Source organism: Burkholderia sp. E168m15 (genome assembly GCF_016586105.1).
GTDB lineage: Bacteria > Pseudomonadota > Gammaproteobacteria > Burkholderiales > Burkholderiaceae > Burkholderia > Burkholderia orbicola.
The window spans coordinates 14,790-32,606 of record NZ_BCPO01000207.1 but is presented as its reverse complement, the minus strand read 5'-3'; the positions used below and the strand labels follow the sequence as shown (position 1 = coordinate 32,606).

General features: G+C 67.8%; 16 protein-coding genes. 5 read left to right on the top strand and 11 right to left on the bottom strand.

Annotated elements, in window-relative coordinates:
* Positions 1-108: 108 nt before the first annotated feature.
* From JMF86_RS32020 to JMF86_RS32000, 5 genes are all read right to left on the bottom strand, one after another.
* Positions 109-1,107, bottom strand: a complete 999-nt coding sequence (locus JMF86_RS32020; protein ID WP_011549817.1) for a transketolase family protein — start codon at positions 1,105-1,107, stop codon at positions 109-111.
* Positions 1,104-1,949 (bottom strand): transketolase, encoded by an 846-nt coding sequence (locus JMF86_RS32015; RefSeq protein ID WP_011549818.1) that lies wholly within the window; start codon positions 1,947-1,949, stop codon positions 1,104-1,106. The genes JMF86_RS32020 and JMF86_RS32015 overlap by 4 nt, the downstream gene beginning before the upstream one ends.
* 49 nt (positions 1,950-1,998) lie before the next feature.
* Positions 1,999-3,324 carry an MFS transporter gene (locus JMF86_RS32010; RefSeq protein WP_011549819.1) on the bottom strand — a complete coding sequence of 442 codons (1,326 nt, stop codon included), beginning with the start codon at positions 3,322-3,324 and terminating at the stop codon, positions 1,999-2,001.
* Positions 3,325-3,398: 74 nt separating this feature from the next.
* Positions 3,399-4,148, bottom strand: coding sequence for an SDR family NAD(P)-dependent oxidoreductase (locus tag JMF86_RS32005; protein WP_011549820.1), 750 nt, complete (start codon positions 4,146-4,148; stop codon positions 3,399-3,401).
* Between the two features lie 157 nt (positions 4,149-4,305).
* Entirely contained in the window at positions 4,306-5,205 is a 900-nt protein-coding gene (locus JMF86_RS32000; protein ID WP_054928667.1) for a LysR substrate-binding domain-containing protein, read from the bottom strand.
* On the opposite strand from JMF86_RS32000, the gene JMF86_RS31995 reads away from it, so the two are divergent.
* From JMF86_RS31995 to dctA, 3 genes are read left to right on the top strand one after another with little or no spacing between them, the layout of a single operon-like run.
* Complete coding sequence (locus JMF86_RS31995) at positions 5,204-5,452, top strand: hypothetical protein (protein WP_127479534.1); 249 nt, start codon at positions 5,204-5,206, stop codon at positions 5,450-5,452. The two genes, JMF86_RS32000 and JMF86_RS31995, sit on opposite strands and share 2 nt — an antisense overlap.
* A 17-nt stretch (positions 5,453-5,469) precedes the next feature.
* Positions 5,470-6,393 (top strand): LysR family transcriptional regulator, encoded by a 924-nt coding sequence (locus tag JMF86_RS31990; RefSeq protein WP_011549822.1) that lies wholly within the window; start codon positions 5,470-5,472, stop codon positions 6,391-6,393.
* A gap of 34 nt (positions 6,394-6,427) precedes the next feature.
* A complete protein-coding gene (gene dctA / locus JMF86_RS31985) occupies positions 6,428-7,762 on the top strand; it encodes a C4-dicarboxylate transporter DctA (RefSeq protein WP_011549823.1) in 1,335 nt (444 codons plus the stop codon).
* A 24-nt stretch (positions 7,763-7,786) separates the two neighbouring features.
* On the opposite strand, the gene JMF86_RS31980 is transcribed toward dctA, so the two are convergent.
* Both JMF86_RS31980 and JMF86_RS31975 read right to left on the bottom strand, forming a co-directional pair.
* Positions 7,787-8,569, bottom strand: coding sequence for a substrate-binding domain-containing protein (locus JMF86_RS31980; protein ID WP_011549824.1), 783 nt, complete (start codon positions 8,567-8,569; stop codon positions 7,787-7,789).
* 55 nt (positions 8,570-8,624) lie between these two features.
* Positions 8,625-9,920: an MFS transporter gene (locus JMF86_RS31975; protein WP_011549825.1), complete on the bottom strand. Its 1,296-nt coding sequence runs from the start codon at positions 9,918-9,920 to the stop codon at positions 8,625-8,627.
* A gap of 337 nt (positions 9,921-10,257) precedes the next feature.
* Here JMF86_RS31975 and JMF86_RS31970 point away from each other — a divergent pair, with 337 nt between their 5' ends.
* Positions 10,258-11,766 (top strand): diguanylate cyclase, encoded by a 1,509-nt coding sequence (locus tag JMF86_RS31970; RefSeq protein WP_011549826.1) that lies wholly within the window; start codon positions 10,258-10,260, stop codon positions 11,764-11,766.
* Positions 11,767-11,865: 99 nt separating this feature from the next.
* On the opposite strand, the gene JMF86_RS31965 is transcribed toward JMF86_RS31970, so the two are convergent.
* A complete protein-coding gene (locus tag JMF86_RS31965) occupies positions 11,866-12,771 on the bottom strand; it encodes a LysR family transcriptional regulator (RefSeq protein WP_011549827.1) in 906 nt (301 codons plus the stop codon).
* A 110-nt stretch (positions 12,772-12,881) separates the two neighbouring features.
* On the opposite strand from JMF86_RS31965, the gene JMF86_RS31960 reads away from it, so the two are divergent.
* The gene (locus JMF86_RS31960; protein WP_011549828.1) at positions 12,882-13,745 is read left to right on the top strand and encodes an SDR family oxidoreductase; all 864 of its coding nucleotides are present in this window, start codon (positions 12,882-12,884) and stop codon (positions 13,743-13,745) included.
* 176 nt (positions 13,746-13,921) lie between these two features.
* Here JMF86_RS31960 and JMF86_RS31955 read toward each other — a convergent pair whose 3' ends face one another.
* The 3 genes from JMF86_RS31955 to JMF86_RS31945 all read right to left on the bottom strand — a co-directional run bounded on the left by JMF86_RS31955 (position 13,922) and on the right by JMF86_RS31945 (position 17,730).
* A complete protein-coding gene (locus JMF86_RS31955) occupies positions 13,922-14,824 on the bottom strand; it encodes a GNAT family N-acetyltransferase (RefSeq protein ID WP_054928666.1) in 903 nt (300 codons plus the stop codon).
* Positions 14,825-15,019: 195 nt separating this feature from the next.
* On the bottom strand, positions 15,020-16,207 hold the full coding sequence (locus JMF86_RS31950; protein ID WP_027806326.1) for a M20 aminoacylase family protein: 1,188 nt from the start codon (positions 16,205-16,207) through the stop codon (positions 15,020-15,022).
* Between the two features lie 65 nt (positions 16,208-16,272).
* Positions 16,273-17,730, bottom strand: coding sequence for an aldehyde dehydrogenase family protein (locus tag JMF86_RS31945; protein WP_054928664.1), 1,458 nt, complete (start codon positions 17,728-17,730; stop codon positions 16,273-16,275).
* Positions 17,731-17,817 lie beyond the last annotated feature (87 nt).

Here is a 17,817-nt window from a genome sequence, read left to right as displayed (position 1 = left end):
GACGGCCCGGCGGCCACGCCAGGCGAATGGGTTCGCCGTGCGCAGGCAGCCGGGTCGATCACCGACGCGCAATCCGCCACGCACCGGTATGTGACGGCCCGGTGATCGTCACCCGAGCCACGACCGGATATTCGCGCGCATCGCGCCAGCCGAGATCCCGTAGCGCTCATGCAACGTCGGCAGCGCGCCCGCGGCGAGGTACGCGTCCGGCAGCGCGATCTGCCGGAACGGCACCGTCACCCCGGCCCCGAGCAACGCGGTCGCGACCGCTTCGCCGAGCCCGCCGATCACCGTATGGTTCTCCGCGACGACGACCATGCGCCCTTTCCGTGCGGCCTCGCGGACGAGGGTCGCCGTATCGAGCGGCTTGATCGTCGGTACGTGCAGCACGGCGACATCGACGCGATCGGCTTCGAGCGCCTTCGCCACCTCGAGCGCACGCATCGTCATGATCCCGGACGAGATCAGCAGCACGTCGTTGCCGTCGCGCAGCAGCTTGGCCTTGCCGAGCTCGAAACGGTAATCGTATTCGTCGAGCACGGCCGGCACGTTGCCGCGCAGCAGACGCGCGTACACCGGCCCCTTGTGCGCGGCGATGGCCGGCACCATCTGTTCGATGTCGAGCGCGTCGCACGGGTCGATCACCGTCATGTTCGGCATCGCACGCATCAGCGCGAGATCCTCGGCGGCCTGGTGGCTCGGCCCGTAGCCGGTCGTGAGCCCCGGCAATGCGCAGATCAGCTTCACGTCGAGGTTGTCCTCGGCGATCGCCTGGTGAATGAAGTCGTACGCGCGGCGCGTCGCAAACACCGCATAGGTCGTGACGAACGGCTGCGCGCCTTCGTGCGCGAACCCGGCGGCGGCCCCCATCAGCAGTTGCTCGGCCATGCCCATCTGGTAGTACCGCTCCGGGAACGCCTTCGCGAAGATGTGCAGGTCGGTGTACTTACCGAGATCGGCCGTCATGCCGATCACGTTGGCGTTCGTGCGGGCGAGTTCGGTCAGCGCATGGCCGAACGGCGCGGAGCGGGTCGCCTGCCCTTCCGCGGCGATGGAGGCGATCATCGCCGACGTCTTCAGGCGCGGCTTGTTGTCGGCGGTGCTCATGCGTGTCTCCCTGCTTCGAGTGCGTCGAGCGCGAGTTGCCACTCGTGCGCATCGACCCGGATGAAATGGCTCTTCTCGCGTGCTTCGAGGAACGGCACGCCGCACCCCATCTTCGTGTCGCAGACGATGATGCGCGGCTGCGGCGCGTCGTGCCGGCGCGCATCGTCGAACGCGCGTTTCACCGCGTCGATGTCGTTGCCGTCCACCCGTTGCACGTACCAGCCGAACGCCTGGAGCTTGTCGACCAGCGGCTCGAACGCCATGACCTGGGTCGACGGGCCGTCGGCCTGCTGGTTGTTCACGTCGACGATCGCGATCAGGTTGTCGAGCTTCCAGTGCGCGGCCGACATCAGCCCTTCCCAGATCGCGCCTTCGTCCAGCTCGCCATCCGAGAACAGCGTGTAGACGAACGCATCGGAGCCCTTGCGCTTCAGGCCGAGACACCGGCCGACCGCGATCGTCAGCCCCTGCCCGAGCGAGCCGCCGGACATTTCCATTCCGGGCGTGTAGCTCGCCATGCCGGACATCGGCAAGCGGCTGTCGTCGCTGCCATAGGTTTCGAGTTCCGCGGCCGGCAGGATGCCGGCTTCGAACAGCGCCGCGTACAGCGCGATCGCATAGTGCCCGTTCGACAGCAGGAAGCGGTCGCGCCCTTCCCAGTCGGGATCGTCGGCGCGATAGCGCATCGCGCCGAAATAGGCGACGGCCAGCACGTCGGCGATGTCGAGCGCCTGGCCGACATAGCCCTGCCCCTGCACTTCGCCCATCAGCACGGCGTTTCTTCGGATGCGGTACGCGCGCTCGGCGAGCGTGACCGCTTCATGGATGGTTTCGGTTTCCATCGATCACTCCAGTATCGGGTCGGAAGGAATGCAAATGAATCGGCGGTGATCAGCGGTTCACGGATCGGGGCACGAGGAACACCAGCAGCGCGCCGGCCGTGATCGCGACGGAGATGAACACGAGCCCCGCGGTGGACTTGCCGGTCAGGTCGTTCAGCCAGCCGACGATCGCCGGCGAGAAGAAGCCCGCCAGGTTCGCGAAGCAGTTGACCGCGGCGATGCCCGCCGCCGCCGACATCCCGCCCAGCAACGCGGTCGGCAGCGACCAGAACTGCGACGACGACGCGAGGATGCCGGCGGACGCGATGCTCAGGCACACGATCGATGCGCCGACGCTGCCGAGCATCGGCAACGTGGCGAAGCCCGCCGCCGCGACCAGCATCGGCACCGCGAGATGGAAGCGTCGCTCGCGGCGACGATCCGCGCTGATGCCGATCAGCGGCAGCGCAACGATCGCGCACGCATACGGGATCGCGGTGAACAGACCGACCCACAGCGGATCGGCCACGCCCGCCTTGCGAATGATCGTCGGCAGCCAGAACGTGAGGCCGTACTGCCCGAGCACCACGCAGAAGTAGATCGCGGCCATCAGCCACAGCCGGCGGTCCGCGACGAAGGTCCGAATCGACAGGTGGGCGGTGGTGTGCGCGGCGTCGGCCGACACGTTGCGCGCGAGCAAGGCTTTTTCGGCGTCGGTCAGCCATTTCGCGCCGGCGATGCCGTCGTCGAGATACAGCAGGATCGCGAAACCCAGCACGAACGACGGCAGCGCCTCGAGCAGGAACAGCCACTTCCAGCCGGCCATCGACATCGCGCCGTGCAGCGAATGCATGATCGCGCCCGACAGCGGCCCGCCGATGATCCCGGCGAGCGGAATCGCCATGAAGAACAGCGACAGCGCCTTCGCGCGCCGCGCCGACGGGAACCAGTACGTGAGGTACAGGATCACGCCCGGCGCGAAGCCGGCTTCGGCGACGCCGAGCAGAAATCGCAGCACGTAGAACGCGGTGGGCGACTTGACGAACACGAAGCTCGCCGAGATCACCGCCCAGGTCAGCATGATGCGCGCGAGCCAGCGACGCGCGCCGACGCGATGCAGGATCAGGTTGCTCGGCACCTCGAACAGGAAATAACCGAGGAAGAAGATGCCGGCGCCCATCCCGTAGACCGTCTCGCTGAAACGCAGGTCGTTGAGCATCTGCAGTTTCGCGAAGCCGACGTTGACGCGGTCGAGATACGCGCCGAGGTAGCACAACATCAGGAACGGGATCAGCCGTCGCGCGACCTTCGCGTAGGTGGCCGCTTCGAACGTCCGCGCGTCGTCCCGTTGCAGCATCTCGCCCTCGACGGGCGGTGCGGGGTACTTTGCTCTCATCCTTGTCTCCTGCCATGGCCCCGGGTTGTCCCGGGTGCATGATGGTCGGCGCCGCGCATCGGGCGGCGCCGTTCTCAGTGAATCAGCATCCCGCCGTTGACGTCGAGCGTGATGCCCGTCAGGTAGCTCGACAGGTCGCTCAGCAGGAACAGGCACGCATGCGCGACGTCGGCAGCCTCGCCGAGCCGGCCGAGCGGAATGCCCTTGATGATGTCCTCGCGCATGTCGGGCGTCAGCTTGTCGCCGGTGATGTCGGTCTGGATCAGGCCCGGCGTGATCGAATTGACGCGGACCCGGTCGGCGCCGAATTCGCGCGCCATCGCCTTCGCGAGGCCGAGCACGCCGGCCTTGGCGGCGCTGTAGTGGGGGCCGCCGAAAATGCCGCCGCCGCGTTGCGCGGAGACCGACGACATGCAGACGATGCTGCCGCCGCGCTGCGCCTGCATCGCGGGCAGCACCGCTTGCGACATGTACAGCGTGCCGCGCAGGTTCACGTCGACGATCGCATCGAAGTCGCGCGCCGAGATCTCCAGCGTGCGCACCGGCTGCGTGATGCCGGCGTTGTTCACGAGGCCGTCGATGCGGCCGAAGTGCTCAAGCGTCGCGCGGGCGGCCGCCGCGCATGCGTCGCGATCGGTCACGTCGCAGGCGAGGCCGAGATGGCCGGCGCCGAGTTCGGCGGCGGCCGCTTCCGCGTCGTCGCGGCGCAGGTCGAGGATCGCCACGCGTGCGCCGTGCGCGGCCAGCGCGCGGGCCGTGGCCTTGCCGATCCCGCGCGGCGACGCGGCGCCGGTCACGATGATGGTCCGGTTGTCGAGCAACATCGCTTGTCTCCTGTGTTGATGTGTTGTCCGGAGTGTCGGCTCACCGGGCACCCGCATCAACGCGGAAACGCTCAGCCATAGTTGAGAAAATTTCAGATGACGGCAAGTAGCCGGTGCTGCAGCGCAATATCGCGGGGCGTGCCGCCGGATGGTGCGGTCAACCCGCTTGCTGATGAGCGGCGACTTCCCGCTCGATCCACGCCAGGAAGCGCTTCACGCGCGGCAATTCCGCGTTCTGCCGCGGGTAAACGAGATGATGAGCACCGACTTCGACCGCATGGCGCTCGCCGAACACCGGCACCAGCAGCCCTTGACGGATCTTCACCGACGCGAGCATCAGGCTTTCGAGCGCGATGCCGAGGCCGAGCGCGGCGGTTTCGAGCGACATGTACGAGCGGTCGAACGAGAAGTCGAAGGTTTTCTGCGCCGCCAGCGGCACGCCGGTGCGGCCGAACCACTGCTTCCACTGGACCAGCGGCGTTTCGGAATAGATCAGACGATGGGCGAGCAGGTCTTCCGGCGCGCGCACCGGATGCCGCTCGAGGTACTGCGGCGACGCGAGCGGCGCGATGAACTCGCCGCGCACCGTCTTCACCTCGAGGTTGTCCCAGTTGCCGTAGCCGTGCCGGACGTCGATATCGTAGAAGCCGTTCGAGAACGACACGTTTTCGTACGAGCACGCGAGGTTCAGCTGGATATCGCCGTTCGCCTCCTGAAACGACGACAGCCGCGGCAGCAGCCACATCAGCCCGAAGCTCGGGCTCGAATGCACGCGCAGGATATCGACTTCGGTGCGGCTCGACGCGCGCTCGGTCGCGCGGCTGAGGTCGGCCAGCGAGCCGGTGACGTCGGCCAGGTAGCGTTCGCCGGTCGGCGTGAGGACGAGGCCGCGCCCCGAGCGCTGAAACAGCGGTTGACCGATCTGCGCTTCGAGGTTGCTGAGCTGGTGACTGACGGCGGACGCGGTCAGGCCGAGCTCTTCCGCCGCGCGGTTGACGCTTTTGGTCCGGGCGACGCTTTCGAACGCGATGATGGCCTTGAGCGGCGGAATGCGCATGCTGGAATCCGTTGAAGAGAGCGGGCTCGCGCGGCTGGCCGGCACTGGCGGCAGCGCGGCAGCGCCGGAGCCCTGCCCGCCCAAAAGCGATACGGTACATCAGGAAGCGGCACCGGGACGATCGATTCGCGGCGCGGCCCGCGCTATCCCGGCGGCCCGGAGGCACGCCGAGCCACGCCGACGCCGCCGCACGGGCGACGCGACACGCATGACGCCGGCGGAATCATGCAAAATGCTGCGCATCTGAGTGGCGGAGAGTGACCGGTGGGCATCAATTTCGATTTGACGGACTTGCAGGCGTTTCGCGCGGTCGTGGAAACGGGCAGTTTCCGCAAGGCCGCCGAAGCGGTCAGCCTCTCGCAGCCTGCGTTGAGCCGCCGGATCGACAAGCTCGAGGACGCGCTCGGCGTGCGGCTCTTCGAGCGCACCACGCGCCGCGTCGCGCTCACCACCGTCGGCCGCGTGTTCGCGCAGAGCGCCGAACAACTGCTCGACGATCTCGACGCCGCGCTGCTCGGCATCCGGGACGTGTCGTCGAGCCGCCTGGGCCATGTGACGATCGCCTGCGTGCCGTCGGTCGCCTACTACTTCCTGCCGCCCATCATCGCCCGCTATCATCAGCGCTTTCCGCGCATCCGGGTGAAGCTGCTCGACGCCGGCGCCAACGAGGTGCTGGGCGCCGTCATCAGCGGCGAAGCGGATTTCGGCGTGAGCTTCATCGGCAGCCAGGAGGCGGAGGTCGAGTTCAAGGTGCTGCTCCAGGAGCGGTTCGTCGCCGCCTGCCGCTGCGACCACCCGCTCGCGCGCAAGAAGCGCGTCACCTGGAACGAGCTTTACGAGCACGACTACGTGTCCGTGGACAAGACGTCCGGTAACCGCCTGCTGCTCGACCAGGCCTTGGCGGCCGTCGCGCCGCGCACGCCGAGCGTGTGCGAGGCGCGCCACGTCACGACACTGCTCGGGCTGATCGAGGCGGGGCTCGGCGTCGCCGCGGTGCCGTCGATGGCGATGCCGGGCCATGACCACCCTGTCCTCACGAGCGTGCCGCTCGTCGAGCCGGCCGTGAAACGGCGGGTGGGCATCGTCAAGCGGCGCGGGCGCTCGCTGACGCCGGCCGCCGAGGCGTTTCACCGGATGATCGTCGACGCGAAGCGCGGCGACGCCGCCGGCAACGGCACATCGGCATGACGACGACGGAACGGAAACGAAGGAACACCGCATCGTGAGGGCGGCCCGGCTGTTCAAATCGCTTTACGTGCAGGTCCTGCTCGCGATGATCGTCGGCATCGGCATCGGTCACGTGTGGCCGGCGGCGGGCGCGATGCTCAAGCCGCTCAGCGACGCGTTCGTCGCGCTCGTGAAGATGACCATCGCACCGATCGTCTTTTGCACGATCGTGTCGGGCATCACGTCGTTGTCGAACGGGCAGGCGATCGGCCGCACGATCGTGCGTTCGCTCGCGCTGTTCTATCTGTTGACGGCCGCCGCGCTCGCGTTCGGGCTCGTCGTCGCCTACGTGCTGCGACCGGGCGCCGGCATGCACATCGACGTCCATCATCTGGATGCGAGCATCCTCGCACCGTATGCGAAGCATGCAGAGCCGCGCAGCCTGGTCACGTTCGCGCTCGGCATGATTCCGGACACGATGCTCGGCGCATTCGCCTCGGGCGAAGTGCTGCCGGTGCTGCTGCTGTCGCTGCTGTTCGGCTTCTCGCTGAATGCGCACCCGCGCGCCGCGCGGCCCGTGCTCGCGCTAATCGACGGCATCGCCCAGGTCGTCTTTCGCGTGCTCGCGATGATCATGCGGCTCGCGCCGCTCGGCGCATTCGGCGCGATGGCGTTTACGGTGGGCCGCTTCGGCATCGGTTCGGTCGGCTCGCTGGCGAAGCTGATGGTGTCCTTCTACGTGGCCTGCGCGCTGTTCGTCGCGCTGGTGCTCGCCCCGCTCGCGCGACTGCACGGCTTCGCGCTGTGGCGGCTGTTGCGCTACCTGCGCGAAGAGTTGCTGATCGTGCTCGCGACCTCGTCCACGGAGCCGGTCCTGCCGCGCCTGATCGTCAAGCTGGAAGCGCTCGGCTGCGACAAAGGCGTCGTCGGGCTCGTGCTGCCGGCCGGCTATTCGTTCAATCTGGACGGGACCGCGATCTACCTGACGCTCGCGGCGCTGTTCATCGCGCAGGCCTGCGACGTCCCGCTTTCCGCGCCGCAGGTCGCGACGATGCTCGCGATCATGCTGGTCACGTCCAAAGGGGCGGCCGGCGTGTCCGGCAGCGGACTCGTCGCGCTGGTCGCGACGCTCGCCGTGACGCCCGACCTGCCCGTCGCCGGGGTCGCGCTGCTGGTCGGCATCGATCGCTTCATGTCGGAGGCGCGCGCGCTGACCAGCGTGATCAGCAATGCGTGCGCGGTGATCTTCGTGTCGTCGTGGGAAGGTGCGTGCGATCGTGCGCGTCTCGCGCAGCGGCTCGCGGCGGCCGGGCCGGCGTTGACGAACGGGGCCGATGAAAACGGTGCCGCGGCAGACGGCGGCGGTGACAGCGACGGGAAGACGGTCTGATACGCGCCCGCCCGTCGCTCGGGCTCAATGCGCGGAAACGGAATCCAGGCCGGTCGATTTCACGTCGGCCTGCACGTCGGGCGACGCGAGATAGTCGAGCAGCGCCTTCGCTTCCTTCGGATGCTGGGCGCCGACCGGGATGCCGGCGGCGAAGCGCGTGACGGACTGCAGCGATTCGGGAATCTTGCCGACGAAAGTCGCCCCCTTGACGGGCAGCAGCTCGCTGACCTGCTGGAAGCCGATTTCGTAGTCGCCGTTCGCGACGACCGACGCCACCGGAATCCGCGGAATCATCTTCGCCTTCGACTTCACCTGCTCCTCGACGCCGAGCTTCTTGAACAGCTCACGTTCGATGTACACGCCGCTCGCGCTGTCCGAGTAGGCGATCGATTTCGCGTGCAGCAGCACCTGCTTGAGCCCTTCCGCGGTGCTGATGTCGGGTTTCGCCGCGCCGTCGCGCACGACCATGCCGATGCGCGAGTCGGCCAGATCGACGCGGGAATCGGGGATGACCTTGCCCTGCTTGATCAGATCGTCCAGCGCGTAGCCGACCATGATCACGGCGTCGGCGGGCTCGCCGCGCGCGAGCCGGTTCGGAATCGCTTCGGGCGACTTGCCCATCGACGGGCCGAGCGCGGTCGCGAGCGTATTGCCCGTCGTGGACGCGAACCGCGGGCCGAGCACCTTGTAGGCGGCGGTGAAACCGCCCGAGCTCATCACGTGCAGCTCGGCGGCCTGTACGTTGGCCGCCACCGCCGCGGTGGCGACGAGCGCGGTCGCGCAGCATTTCAGGAACAGATTTCTCATGGTCGTGGTCGTGCGAATACGTGGGTGGGGATGAACGTTCCGGCCGGGCCGGGCCTCAATGCGCCGGCGTCAACGTCGCGGCGCGGCGACGATAGAGCGCGAACGTCGCGAGCAGCGCGCACACCGCGGCGAAGCTCATCCAGTAGCCCGGTGCGGCCTTGTCGCCCGTCATGTGAATGAGCCCGGTCGAGATGGCCGGCGTGAAGCCGCCGAACACGGCCGTCGCGAGGCTGTAGGCGAGCGAGAAGCCCGCGACGCGCACCTGCACCGGCATCACTTCGGTGAGCGCGACGACCATCGCGCCGTTGTACATGCCGTACATGAACGACAGCCAGAGCAGCACGAGCAGCATGTTGACGAACGACGGCGCATGCGCGAGGAACGACAGCGCCGGGTAAGCGGTCACGACGGTGAGCATCGTCATGCCGACCAGCAGCGGCCGGCGGCCGATCCGGTCGGACAGCGCCCCGCCGATCGGCAACCACACGAAGTTCGACACGCCGACGCAGAGCGTGACGAGCAGGCTGTCGGCGGTGCTCAGATGCAGCACCGTCTTGCCGAAGGTCGGCGCGTAGACGGTGATCAGGTAGAAGCTCGTGGTGGTCATCGCGACCAGCATCATGCCGGCGACCACGACGCCCCAGTTCTGGACCAGCGTGCCGAACACCTCCTTCATGCCCGGACGATGCTTGCGCGCCTTGAACTCCTGGGTTTCCTCCAGATTGCGGCGCAGCATGAAGATGAACGGCACGATCATGCAGCCGACGAAGAACGGCACGCGCCATCCCCACGCCGCGATCTGCGAGGCGCTCAGCCACTGATTGAGCGCGAAGCCGAGGGCCGCCGCGATGACGATCGCCACCTGCTGGCTCGCCGATTGCCAGCTCGTGAAGAAGCCCTTGCGGCCCGGCGTTGCCAGCTCGGCGAGATAGACCGACACGCCGCCCAGCTCGGCGCCCGCGGAGAAGCCCTGCAGCAGCCGGCCGATCAGCACGAGCACGGGCGCCAGCAGCCCGATCGTCGCGTAGCCCGGCACGAACGCGATCAGGATGGTGCCGCTCGCCATGATGGACAGCGTGACGATCAGGCCCTTGCGGCGGCCGACCTCGTCGATGTACGCGCCCAGCACGATCGCGCCGAGCGGCCGCATCAGGAAGCCGGCGCCGAACACGGCGAAGGTCATCATCAACGATGCGAATTCGCTTTGCGCGGGGAAGAAGACGTTGGCGATCTGCGTGGCGTAGAAGCCGAACAGGAAGAAGTCGAACTGCTCGAGAAAGTTGCCGGCCGTGACGCGAAAGATCGCGGCGGCCTTCGAGCGTTCGGCCGGAAGGCTGGACGAGGGGTGCATCTGGGTGTCTCCTGAAAATCCTGGAATACGCGGGAGGGGCTGATCGATTGTCGTTTTCCGGCATGTTGGCGCGGTATCGATCAAACGATAAGTGCGATTTTCGGAACGATTGATGCAGGCTGGTTATCAATCGAAAGCGACCCGCGCGGGTCCGGACGGTGAGCGGGCCGTATCGCGGCATGGCCGCACACGTTTGCGTCGCCGCGCCGGGCCGATGCCGTCGACGGGCGGTCGATGAGCGGTCATGTCGGCCTCGATTTTTTGTTAACCGTGCCGTTAACCCTGACTGGACCCGCGCCGGCGCAAATGCAGCCGGCATCTCAAAACGAGCGCGAGCATGCCCGCATTCACTTCGATCGAGAAAATCGCCGACTGGGCCGGACGCCACCCGTTCGTCGTCGGCGCGTTGGGCACGCTGATGTCGCTGGCGGCACTCGGGATCAGCGCGGTGACGCTGTGGGTCGCGCGCAGCGAAGTCATCGAGCACGCGCATGAGACGTCGCGCAACGTCGCGGCCGTCCTGGCGAGTCAGATCGCGAGGACGGTCGAAACGTCGAACAACGCGCTGGTCGCGTTGGCCGCCGATCTCGGCAAGCCGGCGGTACAGCGGATGGACGTCGGGTTGCGGCACGACCTGCTGTTCGAGCGCACCGCGGCGCAATACATGACCGGCATGGGCGTGACCGACCGGCGCGGCCGCCTCATTGACGGGTGCTGCAGCACGACCCATCGCTGGGACTTCGCCGATCGCGACTACTTCAAGGTCCATCGCGATGCGGACAACGTCGGGCTCTACGTCTCCCAGCCCTATCGCGCGCGCTCGCGCGGCGGCAAGGAATCCATCGCGCTGTCGCGGCGCATCGAGCGGCCGGATCATACGTTCGACGGGATCGCGGTCGTCGCCGTCGATCTCGCTTACTTCGAGCAGTTGCTGTCCCGCCTCGATGTCGGGCCGAACGGCGTCAGCGCGATCGTGCGCGCGGACGGCACGATCCTCGCGAGAAACCCGTCGTTGAACGACGGCCAGATGAACCTCCTGCGCCGCTCGAAATCCTTCCAGCGGATGGTGAACAGCGAATCGGGCTTCTATCCCGCGCGTTCGAGCATCGACGGCATCGTGCGGCTGTACACCTACCAGCGGATACCGGGCACCCCGCTGATCGCGGTCGTCGCGCCGGCCGAAAACGACGTGCTGGCCGGCATTCGGCGCCTGTCGTGGACGGTCGGCGTGTCGGCGTCCGTGATCGGCGCGTCGTTCTGCGCGGTGGTCTGGCTGCTGGCCTTCGCGTTGCGCGACAACTTCCGCAAGCAGACGCTGCTCACCGATCTCACGCGTACCGATCCGTTGACCGGATTGCGCAATCGTCGCGCGCTCGATACCGCACTGGCCGACGAATGGGAGCGGCTGCAGCGCGGCAGCGGCGGCAGCCTGTCGGTGCTGTTCATCGACGCCGATCACTTCAAGCAGTACAACGACCAGCACGGGCACGCGCAGGGCGACACCGCGCTGCGTTTTCTCGCCGAATGCATCCGCGCGCATACGCGGCGGCGCGGCGACCTCGCTGCGCGCTACGGCGGCGAGGAATTCGTCGCGGTGTTGCCGGATACGGACGAAAACGGCGCCGCGCAGGTCGCCGAAGCGATTCGCCGGGAAGTCGAAGGCAACCGGCTCGTCGGGTTTGCGGAAACCGTGCCGCCTTTCACCGTCAGCATCGGCTGTGCGACCGGTCGGCGCGCGCGGCACGCGTCCATGCTCGCGCTGTCGCACCAGGCGGACATGGCGCTCTACCGCGCGAAGCGCGAAGGCAGGAACCGCGTGTGTTGCGCGCAGCCGGACGCGGTGTGAAAGCCGCGGTTCGATCGGGACGGGTGGCGTGGCATGCGCCCTTGCCGATCGCGACGGCCGCCCGCTCGGGACATCGCGATGCGCGCCGCCGTGGCCGTTTCACTGCCCGGGTTCGATATACGCGGCCAGTTCTTCCGGCTCGCCTGACGGAAACGCGTCCTTCAGGTGATCGAGAAACGCGGACACGCGTGCGCTCAATAATCGCCTGGACGGATACAGCGCCCACAGGGCGATATCGGACCCCGGTACGTCGCCCCAACTGACGAGCGTGCCGGCAGCCAGATCGCGGCTCACGAGCGAGATCGGGAGGCACGCGGCGCCCAGGCCGAGGCGGACCGTATCGCGCACCATGCTCAGCGACGACAGCCGCGCCACCGGTTCGACCGGGATGCGCGCCGTGCCGGCCGGGCCGGTGACTTCCCATGCAGTGCGCGTATCGTTCGCGCCGCGCACCACGGCCGGTGCCGGCGTGGGCACGTCGCCGCCGGGCCGCGCCAGCCCCGGCTTCGCGACGACGACCAGCCGGTCGCGCAGGATCACGCGCCCGATCAGGCTCTCGTCGGGGTCCGGGTTCACGCGGATCACGAGGTCGTACCCTTCCTCGATCATGTCGACCGGCCGGTCTTCCGTCGTCACCTCCAGCCGGACGTCCGGGTATCTCAGCGCGAACGTCGCCACCAGCCTCCCCATCGCGAACTGGGAAAACAGCATCGGCGCGCTGATACGCAGCCGGCCGCGCGGCCGCTCGCTCCCCGCTGCAATCGCCGACGCGCTGTCGGCCAGTTCCGCGAGCAGCGCGCCCGTGCGCTCGTAGAGCGCGCGCCCTTCCTGCGTGAGCTTCACGCCGCGCGATCCGCGCTCGAACAGGCGCAGCGACAGACTGTTCTCCAGTTCCGCGACGCGGCGCGACAGCGTCGCCTTCGGGCGAGCCGCGACCCGCGCGGCTTCCCCGAAGCTGCCATGGCGGGCGACGAGATTGAAATCGGCGAGAGCGAGCAGGTCCATGCGTTCCACCAGTGAGACGACATGTCTATTTATCACATCTTCCGGATCGTGTGTGGATCACTTAACTTAGGTAGGCAGTCAACCCGACCATTACCTCAGGAGTGAACATCATGACCATTCTCGTTACCGGCGCCACCGGCCGTATCGGCCGCCAGCTCGTCCGTCAACTCGTCGATCGCGGCGCCGACGTGCGCGTGCTGGTGCGCGATCCGGCCAAGGCCGATTTTCCGGCGGCCGTGACCGTCGCGCAGGGCGACATGCTCGACGTCGACGCGCTGCGGGCGGCCTTCTCCGGCGTGCGCACGCTGTTCCTGCTCAACGGCGTGGCGGGCGACGAATTCACGCAGGCGCTGATCGTGCTGAACCTGGCCCGCGAAGCGGGTATCGAGCGCGTCGTCTATCTGTCGGTCCTGCACGCCGACCGCTTCGTGAACGTGCCGCACTTCGCGGTGAAATTCGGCGCGGAGCGGATGATCGAGCAGATGGGCTTCAGCGCGACGATCCTGCGGCCCGCGTATTTCATGGACAACGATGCGACGGTCAAGGACGTGATCGTCGGGCACGGCGTGTACCCGATGCCGATCGGCGGCAAGGGCATCGCGATGATCGACGCGCGCGACATCGCGGAAGTCGCGGCGCTCGAGTTGATCCGCCGCCACGATGCGCCCGGCAAGCTGCCGGTCGAGACCCTCAATCTCGTCGGGCCCGACACGCTGACCGGCCCGCAACTGGCGTCGATCTGGTCGGACACGCTCGGCCGCCCGGTTGCCTATGGCGGCGACGATCCGACGCCGTTCGAAGACAATTTCGCGACATTCATGCCGAAATGGATGGCGTACGAAATGCGGCTGATGGCCGAACGCTTCGTCAGCGACGGGATGGTGCCGGAGGCCGGCGACGTCGAGCGGCTGACCGCGATCCTCGGCCGCCCGCTGCGGACGTATCGTGACTTCGTGGCGACGCTCGTGCGTTGAGCGGGATGCGACGCACTCATGCGCCGCGCGGCAGTGCAGGGAGTCGCCGAGCGGTTGAACCGGCGGCGTGCGCGGCCGGTTCGCCGCGACCGCCATACTGTTGCCGGCGACAGCGGTCACGCGGCCGCGCCCCTGGCGTCCGGATCGGGCGGGAGCCGGACACCAGGTCGGGCCCGCTACAACATCGCCTGACTGACCAGCCCGTACAGCCCGACTACCGGGTCGGCCGCGCCCTCGTGTGCCGCGGCCGGCGCATTGCGAACCATCTTCGAACAGGTATCCACCTGCTTCAGTCCCTGTTCGCTCAGCCACGCCGGCAAACTGCTCCCGTCAGGCACATCGATCCGCACGAATTCGCCGTCCCGTTTCGTCAGCCAATAGCCGATCAGCGCCTTCGCATGCGCATCGTCGCCCGAACGCGGCGCAACCACCGGGCCGACCACGTAACCGCGGCCGAAGCGCCGCAGCACCGAAAACCCGACGACCTCGCCGTCGCGTTCGAGCACGACGCTTTCTCCCCGCGCCTGCAACGCGGACAACAGCGCTTCGCGCTCAAGGCCGGACGCACGCGCGTCGAGTTCGACGAGACGCGGCCAGTCGGCCGGCGATCCGGCGCGCAGCCGCTCGCCATCGGGCACGGCTACCGCGGCGGGCCGATCCACGTTCCCCTGATACTGGCTCAACGATCCGCACACGTTGAATCCCAGTTTCTCGTAGAGCGGCCGACCGGCCGGCGTCGCATGCAGAAACGTGATGCGCGGCCCCAGCTCATCGAGGAGCGTCTCCATCAGTTTGCGGCCGATTCCCCGCCCCTGATGCGCGTCGGAGACGATCACGTGCCCGATCGCCGCGCGATCCGCACCGTACTTCCAGCACATCGCCGTGCCGATGACCACGCCGTTTTCCTCGGCCGCGAACGCGATCGACGTGTCGGCGGAAAACTGCCAGTCTTCCGCCCGGAACGGCCAGCGCAGCGCCATGGAAAGCGCATGGGCAGCGGGGACGTCCTCTGCGGTGAATCTGCGGTAGTGAAGCGCGGACGTCGCGCCGCGCTCCTTCACTTCATGTTCCTGGGTCATCAAGCAGTCCGTCTAAATGGTGTTTTCGTGCGACACGGCACGTCAGAAAAATGCGCAGTGACCACATCGAAGCGGCTAAAAATTGCACGGCGCTCCCCGGCTGGCATGAATGCCCGACGATCAGGAAGCACGCCGTTCCCGGACCTGACGCCCGATCAACCAGACATCAGCCGGTTTCCACGCCGCTCCGAAGCATCACGCCGATCGCGTGAAGTAATGCTGCGCCAACGCGACCCAATACCGGACGCCGGCCGGAATGATGTCGTCGTTGAAGTCGTATTTCGGGTGATGCAGCGCCGGTGAGGCCGCGCCATCCTGCGCATTGCCGATCAGCACGTACGCGCCCGGCCGCTCCTCCAGCATGAAGCCGAAGTCCTCGGACGTCATGTTCGGCGGCACGTCGGGAGACAGGCGCTCGTCGCCGAACGTATCGCGAATCACCGCTTCGCACAGCGCCGTCTCGGCCGGCGTGTTGACCGTCGCCGGGTAGTACTGGAAAAACTCCACGTCGACCTGCGCCCCATAGGCCCCCGCGAGCCCTTCGCACGCGAGCCGAACGTCGCGCTGCAGCTTCTGCTGCAAGGCCGACGACAGCGTGCGGATCGTGCCGCGCAGCTCGGCGGTGTCGGGAATCACGTTGTCCGTCGTGCCCGCATGAAACATGCACACGGAAATGACCGCGGGGTCGACGGGGTCCTTGTGCCGCGCGGCGATGGTCTGACACTGCAGCACCATCGAGCACGCGAGCGGCACCGGATCGATGCCCAGATGTGGCTGCGCCGCGTGCGCACCCTTGCCCGTCACCGTGATCCTGAAGCGCGAGCCCGCGGCCATGATCGCGCCGGTGCGCAACCCGAAATGCCCGGCCGGCAACCCGGGCCAGTTGTGCATGCCGAATACCGCTTCCGTCGGGAATTGCTCGAACAGCCCGTCGTCGATCATCCTGCGCGCGCCCGCGCCGCCCTCTTCGCCCGGCTGAAACACGAAATGGACGGTGCCGGGCAACTGCGGCAATTCCTTCAGCACGCGCGCGGCGCCGAGCAACATCACGGTATGGCCGTCGTGGCCGCACGCATGCATGATCCCGTGCGAGCACGACGCATGCGCGAAGTCGTTGGCTTCGTGGATCGGCAACGCGTCCAGGTCGGCGCGCAACACGATGCCGCGGCCCGGATCGGCGCCGGGCAGGCTCGCGACCACGCCCGTGCCACCCAGCCCGCGCGACACCGCGTAACCGAGCGCTTCGAGCTCGCGGGCGACGACGTCGGCCGTCCGGTGTTCCTCGAATCGCAACTCGGGATGCGCATGCAGGTCGCGGCGCAGCTTCGCCCAGTGCGCACGGTGCGCGTTCAACGACGTGTCGGGGATGATGGCGTTTTCCAATCTCGGCACCCTTGCAAAGCCAACCGGTTCAAATCACGACTGCCGCATCGCGCGCGGCAGCCGCCTCAATCATAAAAGCCCAGGACAGACTTGACCTCCATATACTCCGCCATTCCTTCGATCCCGTACTCGCGGCCGTTGCCCGACTGCTTGTATCCACCGAACGGCGCCTGAGGGTCCCATGCCGGGTAGTTCAGATGCACCTGCCCGGCCTGGATACGCGCGGCCACCGCCCGCACGCGCGCCATGTCGGTGCCCTGCACGTGCGCGCCGAGCCCGTATACCGTGTCGTTCGCGATCGCGATCGCTTCTTCCACGGTGTCGTAAGGCAGGATCGCGAGCACCGGGCCGAAGATCTCCTGCTGCGCGATCGCCATGTCGGTGCGCACGTCGGAGAAGATCGTCGGCCGCGCATAGAAGCCTTTGTCGAGGCCCGCCGGCCGGCCGGGGCCGCCGGCGATCAGCTTCGCGCGTTCGTCGATGCCCACGTCGATCATCTGCGCGACCCGCCCGAACTGCGCGCGATTGGCGAGCGGCCCGTGCGTGGTGGCCTCGCCGAACGGATCGCCGACGACGAGCGTTTGCATCGCCGCGACGGCCAGTTCCTCGACCGCACCGAGCACGGCGCGCGGCACGATCATGCGGGTCGGCGCGCTGCACGATTGCCCCATGTTGCGGAACGCGGCGGCCACGCCCGGCGGGATCGCCCGCGACAGGTCCGCATCCGGCAACACGACGTTAGGCGACTTGCCGCCCAGCTCCTGCGCGACGCGCTTGACGGTCGTCGCCGCCGCCTGCGCGACGAGCACGCCGGCGCGCGTCGAGCCGGTGATCGACACCATGTCGACTTCCGGATGCGACGACAGCGCGGCCCCCACCGTTTCGCCGCTGCCGCTCACGAGGTTGAATACGCCGCCGGGCACGCCCGCGTCGGCGACTACTTCCGCGAACAGCAACGCGCTGAGCGGCGACAGCTCGCTCGGCTTCAGCACCACCGTGCAGCCTGCCGCGAGCGCCGGCCCGACCTTCGCGGTGATCTGATAGATCGGCCAATTCCACGGCGTGATCAGCGCGCATACGCCGATCGGCTCGCGGGCGATCGCGGTCGTCCCGCGCCGCTCGACGAACGGGTAGCTCGCGAGGTTGTCGCGTGCAACGCGAATGTGTTCGGCCGCGAGCGGCACGTGCGCGCCGCGTGCATAGCCGATCGGCGCGCCCATCTCCAGCGCGAGCGCCGTGGCGAACAGCTCGGCACGTTCCAGGATCAACGCATGGATGCGGTCGAGCAGCGCCGCGCGTTCCTGCGGCGACGTCGCGGACCAGCGGTCGAACGCATTGCGCGCGGCCTGCACCGCGCGGTCGGCGTCGCGCGCGCTGCCGAGCGGGATCTCGCACAGCGTGTCCTCGGTGGACGGGCTGATGACGGCAAACCGCTCGCCGCCTTCGGGCAGCACCCACTCGCCGTCGATGAAGAAGCGATCGAGCCTTCCGGCTTGCATCAGGTGAACAACAGGGGAATTCATTGCAAGGGGTCCTTGAGTCGATACCGTGCGCCGACGCACGGCGAAAGCCACGATGGGCCGAGGCAGCGGCCGGAGCGCGTCGCAGCC

Excerpts from the sequence above, each read along its gene's own strand:
- JMF86_RS32020 (WP_011549817.1), bottom strand. The coding sequence starts at position 1,107 with ATGAGCACCGCCGACAACAAGCCGCGCCTGAAGACGTCGGCGATGATC.
- JMF86_RS32015 (WP_011549818.1), bottom strand. The coding sequence starts at position 1,949 with ATGGAAACCGAAACCATCCATGAAGCGGTCACGCTCGCCGAGCGCGCG.
- JMF86_RS32010 (WP_011549819.1), bottom strand. The coding sequence starts at position 3,324 with ATGAGAGCAAAGTACCCCGCACCGCCCGTCGAGGGCGAGATGCTGCAA.
- JMF86_RS32005 (WP_011549820.1), bottom strand. The coding sequence starts at position 4,148 with ATGTTGCTCGACAACCGGACCATCATCGTGACCGGCGCCGCGTCGCCG.
- JMF86_RS31995 (WP_127479534.1), top strand. The coding sequence starts at position 5,204 with ATGCTGGAATCCGTTGAAGAGAGCGGGCTCGCGCGGCTGGCCGGCACT.
- JMF86_RS32000 (WP_054928667.1), bottom strand. The coding sequence starts at position 5,205 with ATGCGCATTCCGCCGCTCAAGGCCATCATCGCGTTCGAAAGCGTCGCC.
- JMF86_RS31980 (WP_011549824.1), bottom strand. The coding sequence starts at position 8,569 with ATGAGAAATCTGTTCCTGAAATGCTGCGCGACCGCGCTCGTCGCCACC.
- JMF86_RS31975 (WP_011549825.1), bottom strand. The coding sequence starts at position 9,920 with ATGCACCCCTCGTCCAGCCTTCCGGCCGAACGCTCGAAGGCCGCCGCG.
- JMF86_RS31970 (WP_011549826.1), top strand. The coding sequence starts at position 10,258 with ATGCCCGCATTCACTTCGATCGAGAAAATCGCCGACTGGGCCGGACGC.
- JMF86_RS31965 (WP_011549827.1), bottom strand. The coding sequence starts at position 12,771 with ATGGACCTGCTCGCTCTCGCCGATTTCAATCTCGTCGCCCGCCATGGC.
- JMF86_RS31960 (WP_011549828.1), top strand. The coding sequence starts at position 12,882 with ATGACCATTCTCGTTACCGGCGCCACCGGCCGTATCGGCCGCCAGCTC.
- JMF86_RS31955 (WP_054928666.1), bottom strand. The coding sequence starts at position 14,824 with ATGACCCAGGAACATGAAGTGAAGGAGCGCGGCGCGACGTCCGCGCTT.
- JMF86_RS31945 (WP_054928664.1), bottom strand. The coding sequence starts at position 17,730 with ATGAATTCCCCTGTTGTTCACCTGATGCAAGCCGGAAGGCTCGATCGC.